This is a genomic window from Candidatus Poriferisodalis sp. (assembly GCF_965214215.1).
Lineage (GTDB): Bacteria > Actinomycetota > Acidimicrobiia > Acidimicrobiales > Poriferisodalaceae > Poriferisodalis.
Genome location: NZ_CBDCBD010000003.1, coordinates 2052759 through 2074709 on the forward strand (window position 1 = coordinate 2052759; position 21951 = coordinate 2074709).

Below are 21951 nucleotides of genomic sequence, written 5' to 3' on the forward strand. Positions count from 1 at the left end.
GATCCGCTACAGGGAGGTGACCGTGGCCTGGCCTCTGCGGCGGCACCCCGCAGCGGCGGCATTCGGTTGGGTCCTCGCGGCGGCTGCACCGCTCGCCTTCGTGGCGGTGTTCTTCGCGTATCCGGTGTTCACCGTCGTCGGCGACGGGCTCCGCGGCCTCGGCGATGTGCTCGGCCGCTCTGCGATTCGGGGCGTGTTGTGGTTCACGGTCTGGCAGGCGATGGCCTCCACGGCTCTCACGCTGGCCGTCGGCATTCCTGCTGCGGCGGCGTTGGCGCGCCTGAAACCGAGGACGCGACGAGTCGCTCGCGCCGTCATCACCGTGCCGTTCGTGCTGCCGACGGTGGTCGTGGCCGGTGCCTTCGAGGCGGTCTTCGATCGCTTCGGCCTCGATGACGGCGCCCTGGCGCTGCACCACACCGTGTGGGCGATCCTGCTGGCGCACGTCTTCTTCAACTACGCCGTGGTCGTGCGGACGGTCGGATCGTGGTGGGCCGGCCTCGACGGCCGTAACGCCGATGCAGCAGCCCTGCTCGGGGCGACGCCGGTGCGCGCTTTCCGGCACGTCACCTGGCCGCTCCTTCGGCCCGCTGTCGCGGCCGCTGCGGCAGTCACGTTCCTGTTCTCGTTCACCTCGTTCGGGGTAATCCTGATTCTCGGCGGACCTGCCCGTGCCACGGTCGAGACCGAGATCTACCGGTACGCCATCACCCGGCTCGACTTTGAGACGGCCGCTGCGCTGGCGCTGTGCCAGCTCGTTGCCGTAGCAGCGCTGGTCACGCTGGCGGGCGTAGCCGAGCGGCGCCGGGCGGTCGCTCGGCGGGCACCGGGGCGCACAGCACCACGCCGCCGACGCGGCGTGATCGCAGTGAATGGCGCGCTGGCTTTCGGGCTGCTCGGCGTGCCGATCATCACACTGGTGGAGCGGGCATTTGCGACCGGCGAGGGATACGGCGTGGCCAACTTCGTCGCGCTCGCCGACCGCGTGCAGATGCTGCCGACTACGGCTATCGCTGCATTGCGACATTCGTTGGGATTCGCAGTGATGGCTACGGTGATCGCCACAATCGTCGGTTCCATGGCGTCGGCGGTCGTCGTAGGCAGTCGACCGAACGCCGCTGGGCGCCGAGTCGTCATCGGGCGAGAACCCGTGCCGTCATCGGACGTTGCGCTGCGTCGCAGGCGCGATGGGTCATTGCGTCGACATGGCAGCACATGGCTGCGGCGCCTTTTCGACATCGGATTGACGCTGCCGCTCGGTGTGTCCGCCGTGACCGTGGGGCTCGGCATGCTGCTGGCGCTGGACACGCCGCCGCTGAACTTCCGCACCTCGTGGTGGATCATCCCTGTCGCACACGCCCTGGTCGGGATGCCGTTCGTCGTGCGGACGCTGGTGCCGACACTGCGTTCGATCGACGACCGGTTGCGGGAGGCGGCATCGGTGCTCGGTGCGTCGCCGTTGCGCACCCGCCGTGAGGTGGATGTGCCGATTGCATCACGAGCGGTGGCGGTGGGCGCGGCATTCGCATTCGCCGTGTCGCTCGGTGAGTTCGGCGCAACCGCGTTCCTGCCGAGACGACCCGACACGTTGACGGCGCCGCTCGCCCTATTCCGTCTGCTCGGAACGCCCGGCGAGAGCTTGCGCGGTCAGGCGATGGCACTCGCGGTGGTGCTCATGGCCGCGACGGCGGCGTCGGTGCTGATCATCGAGGGTTTGCGACGCACCGACGAATCGCTGTTCTAGCGGTCGGCACGCTGTGGCGGAGCGTCGAAGCCGGTGGCGCTACACCGACTTCCACAGACGGTGTCCTTCGGTCCACAGCAGGATCGGCAGGGCCGTGTCGATGAGGTACCACATCGTGAGGTTGTCGCTGCTGTCGACGATGTCGGCAAACCAGTTCGGGACGAATGCAATGGTCACAGCGACGGCGAAGACGAACATGGCCCGCGCGTTCTTGTCGTGGGTGCCCGCCGCAGATCTGCGCCGCCATGTCGTGAGCAGCACCACAGCCAGCGCCGCGGCCATGAACCAGTTGAGCACCGACCAGATGTCGAAATTCTCGGGCTGGTCTGCCCGAAAAAACGGATAGGTGAACAGCGTGGCCACCACCGCGGCCGCGACGAGCTTCACGTAGACCGCTGCGGGTTTGATAAGAGTCATGAATCAGCGCTCCTTTGTCAGCGCGCTCGGCTCGGTGACCAATGGTGCATGCTCCTATGTGCCCAGTGCGGGATGGTCTGCGAAATGCGCAAGAGCAGCTGGGTCGTCGATGGCCTCGACGTTGGCCACCGGTCGGCCCTCGACGACGTCTCGAATCGCCAGTTCCACGAGCTTGCCTGAACGGGTACGGGGGATCGCGGGCACCTGGGCGATCACGGCGGGCACATGGCGTGGCGAGGCGCCGGCGCGGATCTGCGAGCGGATCCCGGCGGTGAGCGTGTCGTTGAGCGTGAGACCCTCGCGGAGCTTCACGAACAGCACCACCCGGGTGTCCGCGCTGGCAGCCGATCCGCCGCCCGCAGGCACTCGCTGGCCGATGACCACGCTCTCGAGCACCTCGTCGACCTGATCGACCTGCCGGTAGATCTCAGCGGTGCCGATGCGCACTCCACCGGGATTCAAAGTCGCGTCGGAGCGCCCGCTGATGATGATCCCGCCGCTCGGCGTCCACTCGGCGAAATCGCCGTGATGCCACACGCCATCGAAGCGCTCGAAGTAAGCAGACCGGTAGCGAGCGTCGTCAGGATCGTCCCAGAATCGCAGCGGCATTGACACGAACGCATTGCGGCACACCAGCTCGCCTTGGGAACCGGCAACAAGCCCCGCGCCGTCGGCATTGGCCACGTCGACGTCGAGGCCGAGCGCAGGCACTTGGATCTCGCCGCGGCGGACCGGACCCGTCGGGTCGCCGATCACGAAGCCGCCGCAGATGTCGGTGCCGCCGGAGAACGAAGCCAAGTGGACGTCGGCCTTCACCTGGGAGTACACCCAGTCGAACCCCTCCGGTGCGAGCGGCGAGCCGGTCACCGAAATGGTGCGCACGGTGTCAAGGGAATGAGTCTTCGAGGGCCGCAGGCCGGCCTTCATGGCGCCTTCGATGAACTTGGCGCTGACGCCGAAGAGCGTGACACCGCAGCGGTCGGCCACGTCGAACAGCCGCGCCGGACTGGGATGAAACGGCGACCCGTCGTAGAGCACCAGCGATGCGCCGCTGGCCAGCCCGGCGACGAGCCAGTTCCACATCATCCAGCCAGTCGTGGTGAAGTACATGACACGATCGCCCGGGCGGACGTCGAAGTGCAGCCGCTGCTCGCTCCACAGCTTGAGCAGCGCGCCGCCGGCCCGGTGCACGATGCACTTCGGCTTCCCGGTGGTGCCCGACGAGTACAAGATGTACACGGGCTGGTCGAAGTCGAGCCGTTCGAAGGTGAGATCGTCGCCGGTCGCGGCGCGGTGAGGTGCCAGCCACTCAGCCCACGATGTCGACGACTCAGGCACATCGCCGGATGACTCGGCCGCGCAGGCGTCATCGCTGCGGTCGTAGGGAGCGATGACGAGGCGTCGCAGCGATGCACCCGAGCTCGTCAGGCTGGAGGCCACCTCGACGGCTCTTGCGGCGGTGCGATGGCGGGTGCCGTTGTAGTAGTAACCGTCGACGGCGACCATCACGGTGGGGGAGATCTGGCCGAACCGGTCGAGCACGCCGTCGATGCCGAAATCCGGGCTGACAGACGAGTACACAGCGCCCAGCGACGCCGTAGCCAGGAACACGATGAGCGCCTCGGGGCTGTTGGGGAGCATGGTGGCGACCCGGTCGCCTACGCCGATCCCGTCAGCCGCCAGCGCCCGCTGGCACGCCGCCACCTCGGCCCGCAGCTCGCCGTGCGTCATGGTCAGCTTGGTCTCGTCCTCGCCGATGAAGGTCAGGGCGGTGTGAGCGGGTGGCGGGCCGCCCGCAGATGCCGGCCGCAAGTAGTGCTCGGCGATGTTCAGCCTCGAGCCGGCGAAGAACTCCAGACCAGGCCCTGGCGGGCCACTGCTTCCCCCGCCCGATCCCTCGCCCAGAAATTCGGGGCCGAGCTCGCCGATGCCGTCGCAGAACTCCCACACGGCGCGCCAGAACGCCCCGGGATTGCGCACCGACCATGCGTGCAGGTCCGCGTAGGAGCGGCGGCTGAGCCCCATACCGACCTGTTCGGCGAACTGCCAGAGTTGGGTCGCGGCGCATCGCAGGGCGTCGGGCCGCCACAGCACGCCTGCGTCGGCGACTGCGGATTTCTCGCTGTCTGGAGAGCTGCTCATCGAGCGCAAGCTAGCCAGCAGATGTCACACGTTCGATTCCAACGGCCAACAGGGAATCCACAGAATCGCCTGCAGGGGCGCGGGTAGGGTCCGCACCCATGGACGAGATCTGCGACGACCTTCAGGCAGAAACCGACGCCCTCGGCGATGTGGTCAGCGACCTCAGCGAGGAGCAATGGCGCCTGCCCACGCCTGCGGAGGGCTGGGACAGCCGCGAGACGATGGTGCATCTGGGCATGACCGACTGGGTGGCGACGCTGGCTGTCGTCGATCCCGAACGTTTCGGCGGGTTCACGGCGGCGGCTGAACGGGGCGAGATGGACCTGCACACCGCAGCGGGCTTCGACTTCGCCTCCATGTCGGGCGCCGAGATCTGGGACTGGATGTGCGCCGAGCGCTCCAAAATGCTCGAAGCGGTGCGCCCGCTTGACCGCAAAGACCGGATTCCGTGGTTTGGCCCGTCGATGGGCGCTCTGTCGTTCGTGACTGCCCGGCTCATGGAGACGTGGTCGCACGGCCATGACGTGGCCGACACCCACGGCCGGGAATTGCCCCGCACCGATCGGTTGCGTCATGTCGCCCACATCGGTGTGGGCACTCGTGGCTGGAGCTATGCGAACCGGGGCCTCGAGGCGCCAGACGGCCCGGTGCGGGTGGAATTGGATGCCCCGAGCGGGGCCGTTTGGACATGGGGGCCCGACGACGCGGCCGACAAGGTGAGCGGCGACGTCTATGAGTTCTGCTTGGCAGTAACCCAGCGGCGTTTCCACACCGAGACGGGCCTGTCGGTCACCGGGCCGCTGGCGACGGAGTGGATGGACATCGCCCAAGCCTTCGCCGGCCCGCCCACCGACGCCGAGGGCCGCCGCACAGAGTGATCGGGGTGCTGATTGTCGGACTGACGGGCGGCATCGGCGCCGGCAAGAGCACGGTCGCGCAGCTGCTCGCCTCACATGGCGCAGCGGTCGTGGACGTCGACGCGCTCGGGCGCGAGATCATCGCACCCGCAGGCGCAGCGGTCGGCTCGGTGCTCGAACGATTCGGAGACGACCTTGCCGGACCCGATGGCGGCATCGACCGTGCTGCGCTCGCGGCGATCGTGTTCAACGACCCTGACGAGCTCGCTGCGCTCAACGCGATCAGCCATCCGGCGATCAACGAGCTCCTCGACGAACGCGTCGGCGCCATCGCAGACACCGGTGCCACCGATGTCGTGGTGCTGGACATGGCGGTCCTAGTGGAAAGCACGCTCGGCCGCGACACCGCGTTCCCCTATGAAGTGGTGGTGACGGTGGAGGCGCCGCCCGATGTGCGCATGGAGCGGCTGATCCAGCGGGGCATGTCAACCGACGACGCCAAGGCCCGCCTGGGGTCGCAGGCCACCGACGAACAGCGCAGGGACGTGGCCAACTTCGTCATTCACAACGGCGGTGGCACCGACGAGCTTGCCGGTGCGACGGCTCAGCTCTGGGATGCCCTGCGCCGGCTCGCTGACGAGCGCGCCGCATGAACGCCGAATCGGCGCCTCCGGTTCGCTACCCGCCGCAGGATCACATCCTGCGGCACCTGCGCCTCAGCCATCAGATGACGGGCGACGGCACGCTGACGGCCACCATGCCCATCCTCGACGATCTTGCCGACAGGCCGCTGGCCGAGGGCGGCTGGCTGCGTCTCGGCGCCCTCGCCACGCTGGTGGATTCGGTGGCGGGGCATCACGCCGTCCTGCAGGTAACGCCCGACTGGTCGGCCACGCTGCACCTGTCGACGGTGCTGGCCGCACGGGCTGAGGGCTCGCTGGCGATCGCCCGTTGCTCGCCGCTGCGGGTCGGCCGGAACCAGGTTGTCACCGAGACGTCGGTGACCGACGAAGCCGGAACCGAGATCGCTCGCTCCACGTGTACCTATGCCCGGCTGCCCCGCCGCGACGACACCCCGGTGGTGGATTCCACGGCTCGGGAGAACACCGTCGACTACCGCGAGGACCACGAGCTGAATCCTCGACCGCCGCTGGACGACTACTTGCGGATCACCCCGGTGCCCGGCGAGGCCCGCATCGAGCTGCCGATGCACAACCGCATCCGCAATTCGTTCGGCTCGCTGCAGGGCGGGGCGTCGATCGTGGTCGCCGAGGTCATGAGCACGCACCTGGCGCAGATGAACGACAGCAGCGAGCGCCCGGCGCGCTGCGTGTTCGCCGACATGCACTACCTGGCGCCTGGCCGCGGTGGACCATTCCGGGTCGAGGGCGAGGTGCTGGCAAGCACCGGCCACCTCGTGACAACCCGAACACGCATCTTCGAGACCGCCGGCGAAACCGACCGGCTGCTGCAAACCGCAACCGCCACAGCGGCCTATCTGGACTGAGAGGCGGAGCACCGGACTCGACCGGTCGGTGCGCGCCAGCAGCCAGGACACCAAGCCGACAGATGACGAACAAAGCACCAAGCTCGTCAAACCGAAACTCACCCCCAGGCCCGACCACTGACCCCGACATCATGACTGTCACACCGGCCCTCTACCGTGCAGGCCATGACCACGCCGTCCCACAGCGTCTCATCACGCCGACGAACTGGCCTGCCGCGGCTGGCCGCTTTCGACATCGATGGCACGCTCATCACTCGACGTGGTGCTCTTGCGGATCGGACCGCGACTGCGCTTGGAGCACTTGCTGAAGCCGGTGTCATCACAGCGCTGGCAACCGGTCGGCCGTGGCCTCAGACTGAGTCTGTTCTGCGACGTGCACCAACTTTGTCGTACGCGGTATGCCTCAACGGCGCTGTAGTGATGGACGCTGCGGCAGGCGAGCGGATCGCCGACCGGTCCATGACGCATTTCGAGGCCATCGAAGCCGCCGAGATCGCGCGAAAGCTCCTGCCTGATGTGAGTCTGGGGCTTGACATGGCCGACGGCCGTCACTTTTGGGAGCACCGGTTCGCCCCACAGATGCCGGCCGATCTCATCGCGGATCTCAGCGTCGCGCGGGTCGCAGATGCTGTTGGGGCGGTGGACGGTCCGGTGCTGACGTGGCTCGTGCACGTCCCCGATGTGGACACCCTCGCAATCGTGAACGAGCTCGAGCCGTACATGCCGCTGGGGACCGAGATCCGACCCTCCGGACTGGACATGGCAGAAATCGCGGCCGCGGGCGTCAGCAAGTCAGCCGGTCTGAAGATCGTTTGCCAGCGGTACGGCATCAATGCTTCAGACGTTGTGGTGTTCGGCGACGGCCTCAACGACGTCGACATGCTCCGGTGGGCCGGTCACGGGGTTGCCATGTCGAACGCCGCGGACATGGTCCGCGACGCAGCGGATGCTGTCGCGCCGAGCAACGACGATGACGGCGTGGCTGTTGTCGTGGAGGCGATGCTGGCGGGGAGACGCTGGCCTCCGGCGACTCGCAGCAGTACGTTCGCTGCCGTTTCGCCAGATGGAGGGTCCGATGGCTGAGGGGCACAGCGCCACGTCGACCAGCAGTTCGGCACCGAGTGGCGATGCCGACGGTGCCGACTCTGGCGGTGACGGTTCAACCGACAGCGGATCACGGCGACCGTCGATATGGGAGCGGATGCGTCGCGGCATGGCCGACCACAACGCCACAGCACCCAGTGGGCCCATGGGTATTCCCGATGCGCCCGAGTCCTCCCCCGATGATCCCGACGCGATCGGCGATGACTCCGCGGACGGGGACGACGGCCCGACCACCGAGCTGGTGTTCGAGCGCATCCATCACTACCGAGACACCATTCGCAGTTATCAAGTGCTCATCGAGGGTCAGCGCGTCGGACTGATCCGCGACGGCAATACCGAGAGCTTCGTGCTGCGGCCCGGCAGCTACACGCTGAGGTTGCAGCTCTTGTGGATCTTCAGCCCCAAGATTGTCGTGGAGCTGCCGGCGGGAGGGCAGACGCGGATGGTCTGCGGCCCCAACGGCGGGATCCTGCACGCATGGCGCCTGTTCTTCGCCCCGACTACGGCGATCTTCCTGCGCTTCGCAGACGAAGCGTGACACAGCCTCCGCTTTGCGGAGGAAGCGTGATACAGCTTGAGGTTTGCGAACAAATTCTGAGCAGGGGTCGCCGGTAGGGTTCGGCGCCATGAGCGTGTGGCAGGCATCGGCCAGCGCGACCTCGGCTGATCAGCTCAGGTCCGAGCTTGACGCGTGGCTCGCGGACAACTGGGATCCCAGCATGAGCGTGCGGGAATGGTGGGGCCGCCTCGCTGCAGCGCGACTGTCCAATCCGACGCTGGCTGAGCCGTTCGGTCGGGGCTGGGGGCGCGGCGAGACGCGCGTGCTGGTCGAAGCCATCCGCGCTGCGGGCGCGATCGGCTCACCGGCGGGTCTGGGCATGCTGCTGGCGGCGCCGACGATCCTCGAGCACGGCACACCCGACCAGATCGAGCGCTTCGTGCCCGCCATTCTGAACGGCACCGACGCTTGGTGCCAGCTGTTTTCCGAGCCTGGCGCCGGAAGCGACCTCGCTGGCCTGCAGACCAAGGCCGTCCGTGACGGGGACGAGTGGATCGTCACCGGTCAGAAGGTGTGGACGTCGGAAGGCTCCCACGCAGATCTGGGCATGCTCGTCGCCCGCACCGATCCCGAATCGCCTAAGCACCGCGGCCTCACCTGGTTCGCCTTCGACATGGCCCAAGACGGCGTCGAAGTCCGCCCGTTGCGTGAGATGACCGGCCGGTCGCTGTTCAACGAGGTGTTCATCGACGGCGCCCGGGTGCCCCACGCAAACGTCATCGGCGAGCTGAACGACGGCTGGCGCGTCACCAATACGACGCTGGTCGTCGAGCGAGCAGGCATCGGAGGCAGCCACGGCCTTGCTTACGCAGCCGCACATCCTGGGTCAATCGCAGGACACCTGGACGAGCCAGCGGGTTCATTCCGCGGCAAACGGCTCGCGCTGGCGGCAGGGGGGGTGGGCCCAGGCACGTTCAACCAGCTCAGCGAAGAAGCCCGCACCCGCGGCCGTGGCGGTGACCCGGTCGTCCGCCAGGAGCTCGCAGCGCTGCATACCGATCTCGAGGTGATGCGGCTGTCGGCAATGCGCGGTCGGCAAAAGTCTCAGCGCACCGGTGGCGAAGGCAACCTGGCGAAGCTGCGCATGACCGCGGCGCTGCGCCGGGCCCGGTCGCTGGCGGGCACCATCCTCGGTGCCGACATGACCCTGTGGGGCGCCGAAGCGGCCACCGACGGAGTGCTGCAGGAGATGACGGTCTTCTCGCCGGCGCCGTCGATCTACGGCGGCACCGACGAGATCCAGCGGAACATCCTGGGCGAGCGGGTGCTGGGGCTCCCCAGGGAACCCGGCCCCGATCCGGCCACGCCTTTCCGGGAGCTTCCCCAGAACGCCACATCTTGGTAGTGCGCTGTACCCGGGGCGAATCGATCGGGGAGCGCAGGACCGATACGCAGCACAGAATGTGAGCCGGTGAGCATTCCCGAACCACCGCACGGCCGAGAATCTCCGCAGGGCCTCGAGATCCTGCCCGAGAGCGGTGCCGACTTCGCGGGCGTGCAGGAATCGGTGATCGAGCGGCAACCGTCGTCGGCGCCGCCCCGCCTCGTGGTGCTGGCGGTGCTCATTGCAGCTCTGGCCCTAGCCGCGGTGGTCGTGGCGTGGGTGCGCAGCGGCGGCGACGAGCCCGACGCAGCGATTGCGGCGACCACCACGACAACCGAGCCCCCGGCCACGACCACGACGGTCGGACCCACGCGGCCGCCGCGCACGACGCTGCCGCCGCCGACAGTGCTCGACGGGCCCTTCGGCGACTTGCCGCCCGCACGCCCCGCCGCCGAGCTGGTTGCCACGCTCGCCGGAGATGCCACCGGCAACGTCCGCGGCTTCCTGTTTCAGCTCGACCTGGTGAGCGGAGCGGCTCAGTACGTGCCGCTGCCCAGTCTGCCGCACACTTTGTTCGAGCTCGACGGCGAGATCGTGGTCGGTATCGGGCGTGACGTGCTGCGCGTCGACACCGCCACCGGAGACCTCGTCGTCATCGCTGAGGACGTGACCGAAATGTTGCCTGCCCACAGCCCGCCGGGAATCGTCGCCGTGGTGCGCGGCAGCGAGCATCTCTTCGCCCGCGTGGTCGGCCTCGACGGCGTGTTCCGCTCCGCCGTGCAGATGCCCAACGCGGCCGTCGTGCATGGTGCTCTCGGCGACCATGTCGTGGTGTCCATGGCGGGCAGCGTGATGGCGCTCGACGGGCGAAACCAGGCGCTCCAGCTCGGCCCCGGCCGGGTGCTCGCCGTCGGCGACGGGCATGTCGTGCGATTGCAGTGCGAGGAATACGGCTGCCAGATCACCGACACCTCATTCAGCGCCAGCGTGGGCGACGATCGACGCGACGACTGGTGCGACGACATCTGCGCGGAAGCCTCAGGCCGCTTCGGCGAACGCGACGACCAGGCCGAGATGGAGGAGAACTGCTCGACGCTGTGCGAGGACTACCCGATCGTCACCGGCGCGATCACCGAGCGGCGGGTGGAATTGCCGGCGGAGCTGCTTGCGGCGTCACCGGATCGCTGGAGCGAGCAGGGTCTGATGTCGCCCGACGGCAACCGGATCGCGTTGAGGCTCCTGCACGGCAACGGAGCCCCGGCGGGAGTCGTTGTGGTCGACCTGGAGCAGCAATGGGGTCGCCACTCGCCCGAGATCGGCGTCGATCTTGGGCACATGGCGTGGGCGCCCGACAGCCGGTACTTGCTGTACACGCTCGACAACGACGTCATGGTGTGGGATGTGCAGGCCGCCGAGGGGGAGCTGCCCTCGGGCCGGGCGCACGTTGGCGAACCTTTGGAGCAACTGGTTTTGCGTTCGGCTGGTGGTTGAGCTGGCTTTTGCGCCCGCTGGGGAGGCGGCATGAGCCTCTGGTCCCGCGATCCGGCAGGTCGCAACGTCGCAGAGTCTCCTGCCGCCTCCCCAGCTCTGACATCTGGGCTTAGCGGTTGCCGCTCACGAGTTGTTCGGCGGTGACTATTACGAATAGGCCGGTGGCTTCTATGAGTGGGGGAGTGTTGGGTGGCGCGTTTGCTGCACGCACGGTGAGTTCGACGTGTGACTTGCGGCCTTCGCGGCTGGTCTCGCGGGCGTCATAGGTCACGGGCTCGTCGATCGGCACGCCGCCTCGGTAGTCGATCTCTAGGCGGGCGGTGTAGGCGGCGATTCCCAGGCAGACCATGAGGTAGCCGAGCACGTCATCGACCACCGCGCACACCGCGCCGCCATGAGTCCGGCCTGGGGCGCTCTCGAAGGCGGCACCGAAGGTCACCGCGGCACGGACGCCTTCGCCGTGGCGGCGCATGTCCACGTCCATGGCGGTCGGATTGGCGGGGCCGCTGAATGCTCGGTCGCTGAACGCCATGACCTCAGCGCCATCGGGCGGTCTCGGATCGGTGTAGCGGCGGGCGAAGTAATCGGCCGGGCGCGGCACGGCTGCTGAGCCGGCTTCGAGCCGGTCGGCGGCGGCGTCGGCCCACGCGGCGATCTCCACCAGCGTGTCGGCATCGGTGCGATGACGGACGAACGCATGCGCCAGCCGCCTCAGTGCTCCCGCCGCTGCGCTGCGCTCGGCAAGTTGAGGATCGGGATAGATCAAATGCAGGTCGCTGCGTGCATCGACGCTGGTCTCGTCGCGGGGCGACGGGTCGTCCACGGGGCCTCAGCTGCCGAGCCGGTCGGGCTCGCCATAGGGATAGTCGACCAATTCGCTGGACGGGTGCTCAAGATCGAACGTCCAGTATTGGCGGATCTCGGCAATCAGCCGATCACCCCCCTCGACGAGCGGGCCGAAGTCGTAATGCTCGCTGCCGCGCACCGCAAACCGCACGCCGCCGCTGCGCGCCTCCGGGTTGTCCGTGTCGCTGCGCGTCGCGGGGCTGCCGGTGCCGCTGCGAGGTGCAGGCATCGTGCCGGACATCCTCCACTCGATCGCCGCAGTGTCGCCGTCGGTCACCAGCCGCTCGCAGTGCCACGATGCGCCCTGCCACTTGGAGGCAATGCGAGACCAGAAGCGACCGATCGTCGCTGCCCCCCGCACGGGTGCGTGGTTGGTGTCGTAGACCACGGCGTCATCGGTGAAGTGCCTCGCTACGGCCGCGGCATCGCCGGAGGTGCATGCGTCGAAATAACCGGTGATCCGCGCTTCGATGCCCGCCGCCGCGCTCGCAGTTTCCCCGGTGGTGTCCATGTCAGCCTGCTCGCCCATGTCGCCAGTCTCGCAGGCCCTCCCATAGCAGCGCTAAGTCACCGCGCGGGTAGGTGCGCCCGCTGAGGAGGCGGCATGAGCCTCTGCTCCCGCGATCCGGCAGGTCGCAACGTCGCAGAGTCTCCTGCCGCCTCCCCAGCTCTGGCATCTGTGCCTACTGGCTCGAGTCCTCAGTCACGGCCCAGGAGAGCCAGCGGCCGTCACGCCTTTCGAGGCGCAGCTTGTGCGAGAAGCACTCCGAGAGCGTCGCGGCGGTGAGCACCTCGCTGAGGGGACCGCATACCAGTGGCGTGCCGTCGCGCAGGAGGAGTCCATGTGTGAACGACGGTGGGATCTCATCGGTGTGATGCGTCACCAGTACGGTGGCCGGCGTCCGGGGGTCGGCTGCCAGCGATTCCAGGCTGGCCACGAGCTGTTCGCGGCCTGCAAGGTCCAGACCGGCCGTCGGCTCGTCGAGCAGCAGCAGTTCGGGACGGCCCATGAGCGTGCGAGCGAGCTGCACCCGCTGCTGCTCACCCGACGACAGCGTGGTGAACGCCCGCTCGGCCAGCCGCCCGGCACCGACGCGATCCAGGCACGCCAGCGCGGCTGTCCGGTCTGCCTCGGTGTAGGTGTGCCACCAGGTCTCCAGCGCTGCGTAGCGCGCCGTCATCACGATGTCGAGGCCGCTGATATTCGGTCGGAACTGGTCTCGCAGCGACGAGCTGGCGAGCCCGATGCGTCGACGGTGCTCCCGTACGTCGACTGTGCCCCACCGCTCGCCCAGCACATCGACGGTGCCGGTGGTGGGGAAGCGGTACAGCGACAGGATCTTGATGAGGCTCGTCTTGCCCGAGCCGTTGGGCCCCAGCACGATCCACCGCTCGTGCGGGGCGATGTCCCAGTCGAGCGGGCCCAGCACCGTCGTGCCGTCGTAGACGACCGATACATTCCGCAGCGAGGCTGTCGGCTGGACAGTTGGCTGATGCTGGGCGTCACTCACGCGTGCTCACGTCTCGTTGGGGTGGTCCTCGCCGGCATGCGACACCCACGTGGCGTACATCTCGGCGTACCGGCCGCCCAGCGCCACCAGCTCGTCGTGGGTGCCCAACTCCATCACGCCGCCCTCGTCGATGACTGCGATCCGGTCTGCCCGCATGGCCGTCGCCAGACGGTGGGCGATCAGCACAGCCGTGCGCCCTTCGAGCAGCAGGTCCAGTGCGCCTTCGATCTCGGCCTCGGTGCTGAGATCGACGCTGGAGGTTGCCTCGTCGAGCACGATCACCCGGGGCCGTGCCACGAAAGCCCGCGCCAACGCCAGCAGCTGACGCTCGCCTGCCGACAGCGACACGCCCCGCTCGTGCACCGGGGTGTCGGCCCCCTCGGGCAGGCTCTCAATGAGCCGGCGCAGTCCGACCAGGTCGAGCGCGGCGTCAATGTCGGCGTCGAGCTGAGCGTCGTCGTCTCGGCCCCTGCGACGCAAGCCGAAGGCGATGTTGTCGCGGATGGTGCCGTGGAACAGGAATGGCTCCTGGGGCACCACGCCGAGCTGTTCGCGCAGCGACGACAGCGTCACGTCGCGCAGGTCCCAGCCGTCGATCGTGATCCGGCCCTGCGTCGGGTCGTAGAAGCGGATGATCAGCTTCGCGATCGTGCTCTTGCCCGCCCCCGTCGGCCCCACCAGTGCGAAGGTTTCTCCCGGGCGGATGTCCAAGCTGACGTCGCTCAGCACTTCGGGCAGTTCAGGTTCGACGGGCTCGCCGCTGTCGAGGTCTCGGCCGGCGCCGCCGTGCTCCGCTCCGGCGCCGTTGCCCAGCGCCGGCAAGCCCATTGGGTCGAATGACGCAGTGAACTGTCCAGCGGCCTGCTTCGCCGCTCCGTCGGGTCCCGCGCCGGTGCCCCCGTCGCCGTCACTGTCGCCCGACGCAGCATCGTCGTCGTAAGCGAACGACACGCTCTCGAGCCGGATGTGACCGCTGACCGGCGGCAGGTCGGCTGCGTCGGGGTGCTGGCGCACGGTCGGTTGGGTGGCCAGCACTTGGCTGATCTTGCGGAGGCCCGACTGGCCCTGCTGGTAGGTGCTGTAGAGCTGCGCGAGCTGCTGGATCGGGGCGAAGAACGTCGTGACGTACAGCACGAACGCGCCCAGCTCCCCGACGGTGAGGCTGCCATCGCCCACCATCCACCCGCCGACCGCCAGCACCAGCGCCTGAGCAGCAATGCCGATGGCCTCGGTGCTGGGCCCGTAGATCGCCTGGACCCTTGACATGGCCAGGTTGGCGTCGCGAAAGCGCGCCGTCACCCTGCGGTGCCGCACGGCGTTCTCGAGTCGCCGGCCCGTGGCCGCGATCACCCGGATTCCCGCCAGGTTCTCCGACAGGTCGGCCAGCACGTCGGCGATGCGGTCACGTATCTCGCCGTAGCCCGTCTCGCTGCGGATCCGGAACCACAGCGTCAGCCCAACCAGCGGCGGGAGGATCGCGCCCAGCAGGATCATCGCCAAGAGCGGGTGGTAGCCGAACAGCACCACGGTCACGACGCCCACTGTGAGCACCTGGATCAGCAGGTTCACGAAGCCTTCGTTGATGAGCATCGCCACGTACTCCATGTCGGAGGTCATGCGGCTGAGCAGCACTCCGGACTTGGATGTCGTGTACCAGTCGAGCGAGAGGCGCTGGTAGTGGCTGAACAGGCGCAGCCGCAGGTCGTACATGACCCGCTCGGCGATGCGCCCGTTGAGGCGCTGGCGCAGCCGGCTGAGCAAGATGCTGACGGCAACGACGCCCACGAAGATCAGCACGACCATGTTGAGGGCGAAGCGGTCTCCCTCGGTGATGCCGCGATCGATGCCCTGCTGGAACAGCACCGGCACCGCCTGCATCGCCGCGGTCTCGGCGCCGAGCAGCAGCAGTGCTCCCAAGACGCCCCAGCTGTGCGGCACCAGCATGTCCCGAAGGCCGAACCGGCGGCCCCGTCGAGGATCGGCGCGCTCTGCGATGTGGTCGAAGCCGACGTCGGGCTCGGGGTGCTCGGGTTCGAGCGCCAGCAGCTTGTTCGCGCCTTCCTGCATCTCGGCGGGAACGCCGGCGAAAGGCAGCCCTGCCGCTGCGCTGGACTGCGTCGCGGTCGGTCCCATGTGGCCGGGGCCGCCGACCATCACCATGAAATGTCGCTCCGAGGCGTGCCGTTGCTCGCGACCGCTGGAGGGTCCCCGCCGTTCGTATTGCCGCCCGCGGCAAGCACCTCGACGTAGCGGGGCTCGGTGGCCATGAGCTCTGCGTGAGTGCCGTCGGCCGCCACCTTCCCGCCGTCGAGCAGGATTACCCGGTCGGCCAGGCTGATCGTGGACAGCCGGTGAGCGATGACGATGGTCGTGCGCTCGGCGAGCAATTCACCGAGTGCGTCGTGGATCCGCTCCTCGTGCGCCACGTCGATGGAGCTCGTGGCGTCGTCGAGGATCAGCACGGCGGGATCCGCGAGGATCGCCCGAGCGATGGCGATGCGCTGGCGCTGGCCGCCCGAGAGGTCGTACCCTCGCTCGCCGACCACGGTGTCGTAGCCCTCGTCCAGCTCGGCGATGAAGTCGTGGGCCTGCGCTGCGACGGCAGCGGCAACCACCTCGGAGCGCGCGGCATCAGGCCGCGCGTAGGCGATGTTGTCGTGCAGGCTGGCCGAGAACAGGAACGGCTCGTCGGGGACGAAGCCCACCGCGGCGCGCAGGCTGTCGCCGGTGAGGTCGTTCACGTCGTGTCCGCCGACCGAGATCGTGCCGTCGCCGAGGCTGTAGAACCGCATCAGCAGCCGGGCGAGCGTCGACTTGCCGCAACCGGTGCGCCCGACGACGGCGACCCGCTCCCCGGCGCCGATGCGCAGGTCCAGCCCGTCGAAGACCGCCGGAGCGTCGCGTTCGTCGCTTGCGGCGCCCGCAACGCCTCCGACGGTCTCGGTGCCGTAGGAGAACCGGACCCCCTCGAAGCGCACCGCCATTCCCGAGGGCCGGCCGGCTGGGCCTTGGCGCTGCGGCAGATCGACTGCGCCGGGCCGATCGGCGACGAGCACCGGTTCATCGAGCACCTCGAAAATGCGTTCTGCGGATGCCTTGGCCCGTTGGCCGAAGATGAACAGCATCCCGATGAAGCGGAACGGCGCCTGCAGCAGCAGGATGTACAGGTAGAAGGTGGCCAGATCGCCCACCGACAGCGAGCCGCCGATGATCAGGTGCCCGCCGACCAGGAGCACCATCGCCATCGCCAAGCGTGGGAGGTTCTCGATGACCGGCGTGTAGTGCGCCCTGGTGTTGTGCTGGAGCAGGTTCGCCCAGCGCAGCCGCTGTGTCGCCGCGGCCATTTCTTCCACCTGCCGTGCCTCAGCCGCGAACGCCTTCACGACGCGCACGCCATTGACGCTCTCGTGGGTCACGGTGGCGACCTCGGCGTTGCGTGACTGGATGATCCACGACAACGGGAACATGATGTGCCGCAGCCGCTGGCCCAGCACATAGACGGCAGGCATGATCAGCATCGTGATGGCGGTCAGCGGCAGGCTGATCCATGCCATCACCGAGATCGCCACCACGAAGCTCAACAGCTGCACCGACACGATCGGCGCGAAGGCCAGATAGGTCTGCACCGAACGGATGTCGGAGTTCGAACGCGAGATGATCTCGCCGGTCTGCACCCGGTCGTAGAACGCGAACGACAGTCGGCTGAGGTGTGCGAACAGCAGGGTGCGCAGCGCGAACTCGACCCGGTGGCCCATGGCGAAGAGCCCATAGCGGTAGACGTAGGTGAAGATGCCGCGGGCGACGCCGAGCACCACCAGTGCGATGACGAACGCCCACAGCGAGCCCGAGCCGGTGCCGTCGGTGCCGGTCACCGCCGCGTCGACGGCGAAGCCGGCCACTCTCGGCGCGATGGCCCCCGCACCCGTCGCCAAGACGGCCGCGATCAGCGCGACGACGACGCGCGCTTGCTGACGTCGCAACAGCGGGCTCAGCCGCCGGATCCAGCTCAACGAGCGGTCAGCGCGGATCCAGTCCCCGTCGAATTCGTCGTCGGGATGGGGTTGCGCGCCTGGCTCCGCGGGCGCAGTGCTGGGGGCTACCCGCATCCCGGCGAGGCTACCGGCGGCCCTGTTCGGCGAACCGGAGCGACCCGGTACCGTAAGAGGCTGAGCCGATAGGCGAAGCCGTGGCCCGAGCGGCCCGTGAGCGACAGCGAACAAGAGCGGGAATCAACTGGTGCGACAGCGGGAAGGTTCACCTATCCGCGCATCTTCTCAGAGCGTGCGCGGTGGCGCTCAGGGGTGCTCGGCACCGGCATGACGCTGGGACTTATAGCAGGACTCGGGATTGTCGTCGCCCTCATCGTCTTGAACGGCGTCTACGTGGCGGGCGAGTTCTGCCTGCTCGCGGTCAACACCTCCCAAGTCGACGTTCGGGCCGCCCAAGGGCAGCGTCGGGCCCGCGGCGTGAGAGCCCTGCTGCGGCGGCTCAATTTCCATCTCGCCGGCGCCCAGCTCGGCATCACGCTGACGTCGCTGGTGCTCGGCATCATCGCCGAGGACACCATTGGCGGGCTCATCGAGTGGTTGCTGGGGGGCTGGGGCGCCACGCTGGCATCGGCCGGAGTGGTCGCAGTGGTGGCGATCGCGCTGGCGGCAGTCATCCAGATGGTGTTCGGCGAGCTGCTCCCCAAGAACCTGGCCGTGTCGCGCCCGCTGGGCACTGCGCTGTCGCTGGCACCGGTGCTGCGGCTCTACGGCACGATCGCTGCGCCGGTCACGCTGCTGTTCAACGGCATCGCCAACGCCACGGTGCGCGGGCTCGGACTCGAGCCCACCGAGGAGCTCCGCATCGTGCGAACACGCGACGAGCTGGAGTACGTGGTGCGCTCGTCTCGCCGCAGGACGCTCAGTGACGGCCAAGCCGATCTGCTGGTGCGAACGCTGCGCCTAGGTCGCAAGGACGCCGCCGACGCATTGACGCCGCGCACGGCGATGTCAGCTATCGGCGCTGCGGCGACGCTGCCCGAACTGGTCGAGCTGGCACGCGCCAGCGGGCACTCGCGTCTCCCGGTGCTGGGCGCGAGTTCCGACGACGTGCTCGGCGTTGCCGAAGTGCGCGACGTGTTCGGCATCGATGCGGCCGAGCGGGACGTCACGCGAGTGGAGGCGATCATGCGTCCGGTCGTGGCGGTGGCCGAGAGCCGCAAGCTCGACGGCGTCCTCGCCGACATGGCGGCGTCCGATTGCCGTTTGTGCGTGGTGGTGGACGAGCACGGCGGCACTGCGGGGATTGTGACGCGCGAAGACATCGCCGAGGAACTCGTGGGCGACATCGCCGATGAGTTCGACGAGCCCGCCGTGCTCACCGCCCGGCGGCCCGGCCAGCCGCTGACGCTGGCGGGCACAACGACGCTCGACGAGCTGGAGGAGGCCACCGGTCTGGCCGCACCCGAAGGCCCCTATGAGACCCTGGCCGGATTCGTGCTCGACCAGCTCGGCGAGATCCCCGCCGCGGGCACATTGATCTCGTGGAACGGTTGGCGACTGGCCGTCACCGAGATTGACGGGCTGCGCATTGCCGAAGTCGACGTCAGCATCGACACACCCCCCACGCGTGACGCAGATTCAAACGGGGCACCCGACAGAGGCGCCCAGTGACCACGCTGGCCATCGCGGTGGGTCTCGTGCTGATCGTGTTCAACGGCGCGTTCGTGGCGATCGAGTTCGGCCTCATCGGCGCGAAGCGCGCCGCAGTCGACGGCCACGCGGCGACCGGCAAACGCTCGGCCCTTGTAGCCCAGCGCATGCAGTCCGACGTGCTGACCACTCTCGGAGGCGCCCAGCTCGGCATCACCCTGTGCTCGCTCGCTGTCGGCCGCCTCACCGAGCCGGCCATAGCGAGGCTCATCGAGCGGGCAGCGGCTGGAATCGTCGAGATCCCCGATGCGGTGCTGCACACCATCGGCTTCGGCATCGGGCTGGGAATCGTGACCGTGCTGCACATGGTGTTCGGCGAGATGGTGCCAAAAAACCTGGCGCTCATCGGGCCCGAGCGCACGCTGCTCGTGCTGGCTCGGCCGATGGCTGCGTACCTCTACGTCGCCCGCCCGATCGCCGCAGCGCTGCAGTGGGTGGCCAATGGCATGACCCGGATCCTGCGCGTCGAGCCCACGTCGGAGCTGGCCGATGTGGCGACGCCAGCCGAGTTGGCGCTCATGGCGCGTGACTCGCTGGCCGAGGGGCATATCGCATCCGCCGACGTGGCTTTGCTGGAGCGGGCTATGCGCTTCGGGGCGACACAGGTGAGCGACGTCATGGCGCCAGCAGGCGAAGTCGCGGCGGTGCGGTTGGACGATTCGATTCCCGAGGTCGAGCAGGAGTTCGCCCGCACGGGCCACTCCCGCCTGATCGTGCTCGGAGCAGGTCCCGACGACGTGCGGGGCATGCTCCACAGCAGCGATTTGGCGGCGTCGACGCAGCGCGACGCTGCGGACCTGGCCGAGGCCGACCGGCGCGTCGCAGCGGGCCAGCGCCACGGTCGCGGCCTCGTGCGGCGGATGCTCCGACTCGGTCCTCAGGTAGCGCTCGACGAGGCGCTGCGCCGCATGCAGCGCACGCGCATCCACCTCGCTGTCGTCGCCGATGCCGGGGGCCGCACTCTCGGCGTGGTCGCGCTCGACGACCTGCTGCGCAGTTTGATCGGCGATCCGGACGCCGCCGACGAGGAGAAAACTGCCGCGACAGGCGGGCCCGGGAGTGGCACACTCCGTTCTCAATAGGCCCGTCTGGTTAGGCTTCGGCGCTCGTTGCGAGGCCCGGTGCGGCCGAAGGCCCCACATCATGACTTGGATCGACAAAGCGCTCGACGGCTGCCCGCAGACGGTCGTGATCAACGACTCCAAGACGCCCAGCGGCCGTGCCCACGTCGGCTCGCTGCGGGGCGTGCTGATCCACGATGCGGTGGCTCGGGTGGCCCGCGAGCGAGGCCTGGACGCCACGTTCATGTACGGCTGCGACGACATGGATGCGGTCGATGAGATCCCCCACGGAACCGGCGAGCACTTCGTCTCCCACCTCGGCAAGCCGCTGTGGGCAGCGCCGGCACCCGAAGGTCTTGGTGGCGCTTCGATGGCCGAGGCGTACTTCACCGAATTCACTGCGACGTTCGACAAGCTCGGTGTCGAGGTCGACTTCTACCGAATGAGCGACATCTACCGATCTGGCCAGCTCGACGACGTCATCGACACGTTCCTGCGAGCTGCGGCCGACGTGCGCCAGATCTATCTCAGGCTCAGCGGCGCCGAGCGTTCCGACGACTGGCTGCCCTTCCAGCCAATCTGCGAAGCCTGCGGCCGAATCGGCACCACCTACGCCACCGACTACGACGGCAAGACCGTCGCATACGAGTGCCGAAGCGATCTGGTGACTTGGGCCGAGGGCTGCGGGCACAGCGGTCGCATCAGCCCCTTTGGCGGCAACGGCAAGCTGCCCTGGAAGCTCGAGTGGGCAGCCAAGTGGAAGCTCTTCGGTGTCTCGATCGAAGGCGCCGGCAAAGACCACATGGCCGCCAGCGGATCCCACGAAGTCTCCTCAGCGATAGCCCGCCAGGTGCTGCGATGCGCAGTGCCCATAGCGGTGCCTTATGAGTTCTTCACGCTCGGCGGGGCCAAGATGAGCTCCTCGCGGGGCATCGGCATGACCGCTTCGGAACTCACCGACCTGCTGCCCCCCAACCTGCTGCGCTACCTAGTACTGAGAACCCAGCCACGCCGATCCATCAACTTCGATCTCGACGTCCCCAGCCTCAACAAGGCATTCGTCGAGTACGAACGGCTCTGGCGCTCCGCAGCAGCCAAAGACCCCCGCCCCAACGAAAGTCAGCTCTACGCGATCTCAAGCGCAATCGCAGAGGCGAACGTGCCCCCGGCGCCCAACTTCAGCCCACCATTCGACTCAGTACTCAGCCTCGTCCAGCAACCCCACGTCAAGATCACGAATCACGTCGCCAAGCTCGGCGTCGAGATGTCGGTAGCTGACTCCGACTGGCTAGCCCTAAAGGAAGCCACTGCGCAAGCCCTAACGAGCAGCAATCCCGACCTCGCCAGCACCCTCAAAATGCTCGATCCATCCGAGGCAGCAATGCAACGCAGCGCACTGGAAGTCCGCCAGCGCGACTTCCTGGGACGGCTTGCACAACGCTTCAGCGAACTGCCTGCGTGGGACGCCCGAGAGATTCAGGACGCCGTCTTCGAATCTGCCCGAGATGTAGGCATCGACCCAAAGACTGACGCAGCACTCGTATTCGAAGCCCTATACCGGGTGCTATTCGACGCCGACACCGGTCCAAGAGCAGGCAGCTACCTCGCCTTCATAGGACGAGACGAGACTCTCCAACGCCTGCGCTAACCAACCGTCCAGCACACATGCCGCCACCGGTAAGGGCACAG

The 21951-nt window shown here is 68.1% G+C and carries 18 protein-coding genes; 11 read left to right on the forward strand and 7 right to left on the reverse strand.

The features are described from left to right. The first annotated feature begins 22 nt into the window (after positions 1 to 22). Positions 23 to 1744: an ABC transporter permease gene (locus ACOOF5_RS11710; protein ID WP_420439323.1), complete on the forward strand. Its 1722-nt coding sequence runs from the start codon at positions 23 to 25 to the stop codon at positions 1742 to 1744. 39 nt (positions 1745 to 1783) lie between these two features. On the opposite strand, the gene ACOOF5_RS11715 is transcribed toward ACOOF5_RS11710, so the two are convergent. Then, entirely contained in the window at positions 1784 to 2161 is a 378-nt protein-coding gene (locus ACOOF5_RS11715; protein ID WP_420439325.1) for a hypothetical protein, read from the reverse strand. A 54-nt stretch (positions 2162 to 2215) separates the two neighbouring features. Then, positions 2216 to 4303: an acetoacetate--CoA ligase gene (locus ACOOF5_RS11720; RefSeq protein ID WP_420439327.1), complete on the reverse strand. Its 2088-nt coding sequence runs from the start codon at positions 4301 to 4303 to the stop codon at positions 2216 to 2218. 98 nt (positions 4304 to 4401) lie between these two features. Here ACOOF5_RS11720 and ACOOF5_RS11725 point away from each other — a divergent pair, with 98 nt between their 5' ends. The 7 genes from ACOOF5_RS11725 (at position 4402) to ACOOF5_RS11755 (ending at position 11145) form a co-directional block, all read left to right on the forward strand. Beyond that, positions 4402 to 5181 carry a TIGR03084 family metal-binding protein gene (locus ACOOF5_RS11725; RefSeq protein WP_420439329.1) on the forward strand — a complete coding sequence of 260 codons (780 nt, stop codon included), beginning with the start codon at positions 4402 to 4404 and terminating at the stop codon, positions 5179 to 5181. Between the two features lie 5 nt (positions 5182 to 5186). Beyond that, a complete protein-coding gene (gene coaE, locus ACOOF5_RS11730) occupies positions 5187 to 5813 on the forward strand; it encodes a dephospho-CoA kinase (protein ID WP_420439331.1) in 627 nt (208 codons plus the stop codon). Continuing rightward, the gene (locus ACOOF5_RS11735) at positions 5810 to 6667 is read left to right on the forward strand and encodes a hypothetical protein (protein WP_420439333.1); all 858 of its coding nucleotides are present in this window, start codon (positions 5810 to 5812) and stop codon (positions 6665 to 6667) included. Before coaE ends, ACOOF5_RS11735 begins: the two co-directional genes overlap by 4 nt. 165 nt (positions 6668 to 6832) lie before the next feature. After that, the gene (locus tag ACOOF5_RS11740; protein ID WP_420439335.1) at positions 6833 to 7750 is read left to right on the forward strand and encodes an HAD family hydrolase; all 918 of its coding nucleotides are present in this window, start codon (positions 6833 to 6835) and stop codon (positions 7748 to 7750) included. After that, positions 7743 to 8309 carry a hypothetical protein gene (locus tag ACOOF5_RS11745; protein WP_420439337.1) on the forward strand — a complete coding sequence of 189 codons (567 nt, stop codon included), beginning with the start codon at positions 7743 to 7745 and terminating at the stop codon, positions 8307 to 8309. The genes ACOOF5_RS11740 and ACOOF5_RS11745 overlap by 8 nt, the downstream gene beginning before the upstream one ends. Before the next feature lie 88 nt (positions 8310 to 8397). Then, positions 8398 to 9675: an acyl-CoA dehydrogenase family protein gene (locus ACOOF5_RS11750; protein ID WP_420439339.1), complete on the forward strand. Its 1278-nt coding sequence runs from the start codon at positions 8398 to 8400 to the stop codon at positions 9673 to 9675. Between the two features lie 66 nt (positions 9676 to 9741). Beyond that, positions 9742 to 11145, forward strand: a complete 1404-nt coding sequence (locus tag ACOOF5_RS11755; protein WP_420439341.1) for a hypothetical protein — start codon at positions 9742 to 9744, stop codon at positions 11143 to 11145. Between the two features lie 109 nt (positions 11146 to 11254). On the opposite strand, the gene ACOOF5_RS11760 is transcribed toward ACOOF5_RS11755, so the two are convergent. The 5 genes from ACOOF5_RS11760 to ACOOF5_RS11780 form a co-directional block, all read right to left on the reverse strand. Next, the gene (locus ACOOF5_RS11760) at positions 11255 to 11968 is read right to left on the reverse strand and encodes a PaaI family thioesterase (RefSeq protein WP_420439343.1); all 714 of its coding nucleotides are present in this window, start codon (positions 11966 to 11968) and stop codon (positions 11255 to 11257) included. Between the two features lie 6 nt (positions 11969 to 11974). Then, positions 11975 to 12520, reverse strand: a complete 546-nt coding sequence (locus tag ACOOF5_RS11765; protein ID WP_420439345.1) for a nuclear transport factor 2 family protein — start codon at positions 12518 to 12520, stop codon at positions 11975 to 11977. A gap of 154 nt (positions 12521 to 12674) precedes the next feature. After that, entirely contained in the window at positions 12675 to 13502 is an 828-nt protein-coding gene (locus ACOOF5_RS11770) for an ABC transporter ATP-binding protein (protein WP_420439347.1), read from the reverse strand. A 6-nt stretch (positions 13503 to 13508) separates the two neighbouring features. After that, positions 13509 to 15662, reverse strand: a complete 2154-nt coding sequence (locus ACOOF5_RS11775) for an ABC transporter ATP-binding protein (protein ID WP_420439349.1) — start codon at positions 15660 to 15662, stop codon at positions 13509 to 13511. Further along, entirely contained in the window at positions 15656 to 17608 is a 1953-nt protein-coding gene (locus ACOOF5_RS11780; protein WP_420439351.1) for an ABC transporter ATP-binding protein, read from the reverse strand. The genes ACOOF5_RS11775 and ACOOF5_RS11780 overlap by 7 nt, the downstream gene beginning before the upstream one ends. A 96-nt stretch (positions 17609 to 17704) precedes the next feature. On the opposite strand from ACOOF5_RS11780, the gene ACOOF5_RS11785 reads away from it, so the two are divergent. The 3 genes from ACOOF5_RS11785 (at position 17705) to lysS (ending at position 21910) form a co-directional block, all read left to right on the forward strand. Further along, positions 17705 to 19162, forward strand: a complete 1458-nt coding sequence (locus tag ACOOF5_RS11785) for a hemolysin family protein (RefSeq protein ID WP_420439353.1) — start codon at positions 17705 to 17707, stop codon at positions 19160 to 19162. Then, a complete protein-coding gene (locus ACOOF5_RS11790; protein ID WP_420439355.1) occupies positions 19159 to 20283 on the forward strand; it encodes a hemolysin family protein in 1125 nt (374 codons plus the stop codon). Before ACOOF5_RS11785 ends, ACOOF5_RS11790 begins: the two co-directional genes overlap by 4 nt. 61 nt (positions 20284 to 20344) lie before the next feature. Next, positions 20345 to 21910 carry a lysine--tRNA ligase gene (gene lysS / locus ACOOF5_RS11795; protein ID WP_420439357.1) on the forward strand — a complete coding sequence of 522 codons (1566 nt, stop codon included), beginning with the start codon at positions 20345 to 20347 and terminating at the stop codon, positions 21908 to 21910. Positions 21911 to 21951: the final 41 nt, after the last annotated feature.

Bases quoted from the DNA above. Each gene is read 5' to 3' on its own strand.
- ACOOF5_RS11715 (WP_420439325.1), bottom strand. From the start codon at position 2,161: ATGACTCTTATCAAACCCGCAGCGGTCTACGTGAAGCTCGTCGCGGCC.
- ACOOF5_RS11720 (WP_420439327.1), bottom strand. From the start codon at position 4,303: ATGAGCAGCTCTCCAGACAGCGAGAAATCCGCAGTCGCCGACGCAGGC.
- ACOOF5_RS11725 (WP_420439329.1), top strand. From the start codon at position 4,402: ATGGACGAGATCTGCGACGACCTTCAGGCAGAAACCGACGCCCTCGGC.
- ACOOF5_RS11735 (WP_420439333.1), top strand. From the start codon at position 5,810: ATGAACGCCGAATCGGCGCCTCCGGTTCGCTACCCGCCGCAGGATCAC.
- ACOOF5_RS11740 (WP_420439335.1), top strand. From the start codon at position 6,833: ATGACCACGCCGTCCCACAGCGTCTCATCACGCCGACGAACTGGCCTG.
- ACOOF5_RS11745 (WP_420439337.1), top strand. From the start codon at position 7,743: ATGGCTGAGGGGCACAGCGCCACGTCGACCAGCAGTTCGGCACCGAGT.
- ACOOF5_RS11750 (WP_420439339.1), top strand. From the start codon at position 8,398: ATGAGCGTGTGGCAGGCATCGGCCAGCGCGACCTCGGCTGATCAGCTC.
- ACOOF5_RS11765 (WP_420439345.1), bottom strand. From the start codon at position 12,520: ATGGGCGAGCAGGCTGACATGGACACCACCGGGGAAACTGCGAGCGCG.
- ACOOF5_RS11775 (WP_420439349.1), bottom strand. From the start codon at position 15,662: ATGGTGATGGTCGGCGGCCCCGGCCACATGGGACCGACCGCGACGCAG.
- ACOOF5_RS11780 (WP_420439351.1), bottom strand. From the start codon at position 17,608: ATGCGGGTAGCCCCCAGCACTGCGCCCGCGGAGCCAGGCGCGCAACCC.
- lysS (WP_420439357.1), top strand. From the start codon at position 20,345: ATGACTTGGATCGACAAAGCGCTCGACGGCTGCCCGCAGACGGTCGTG.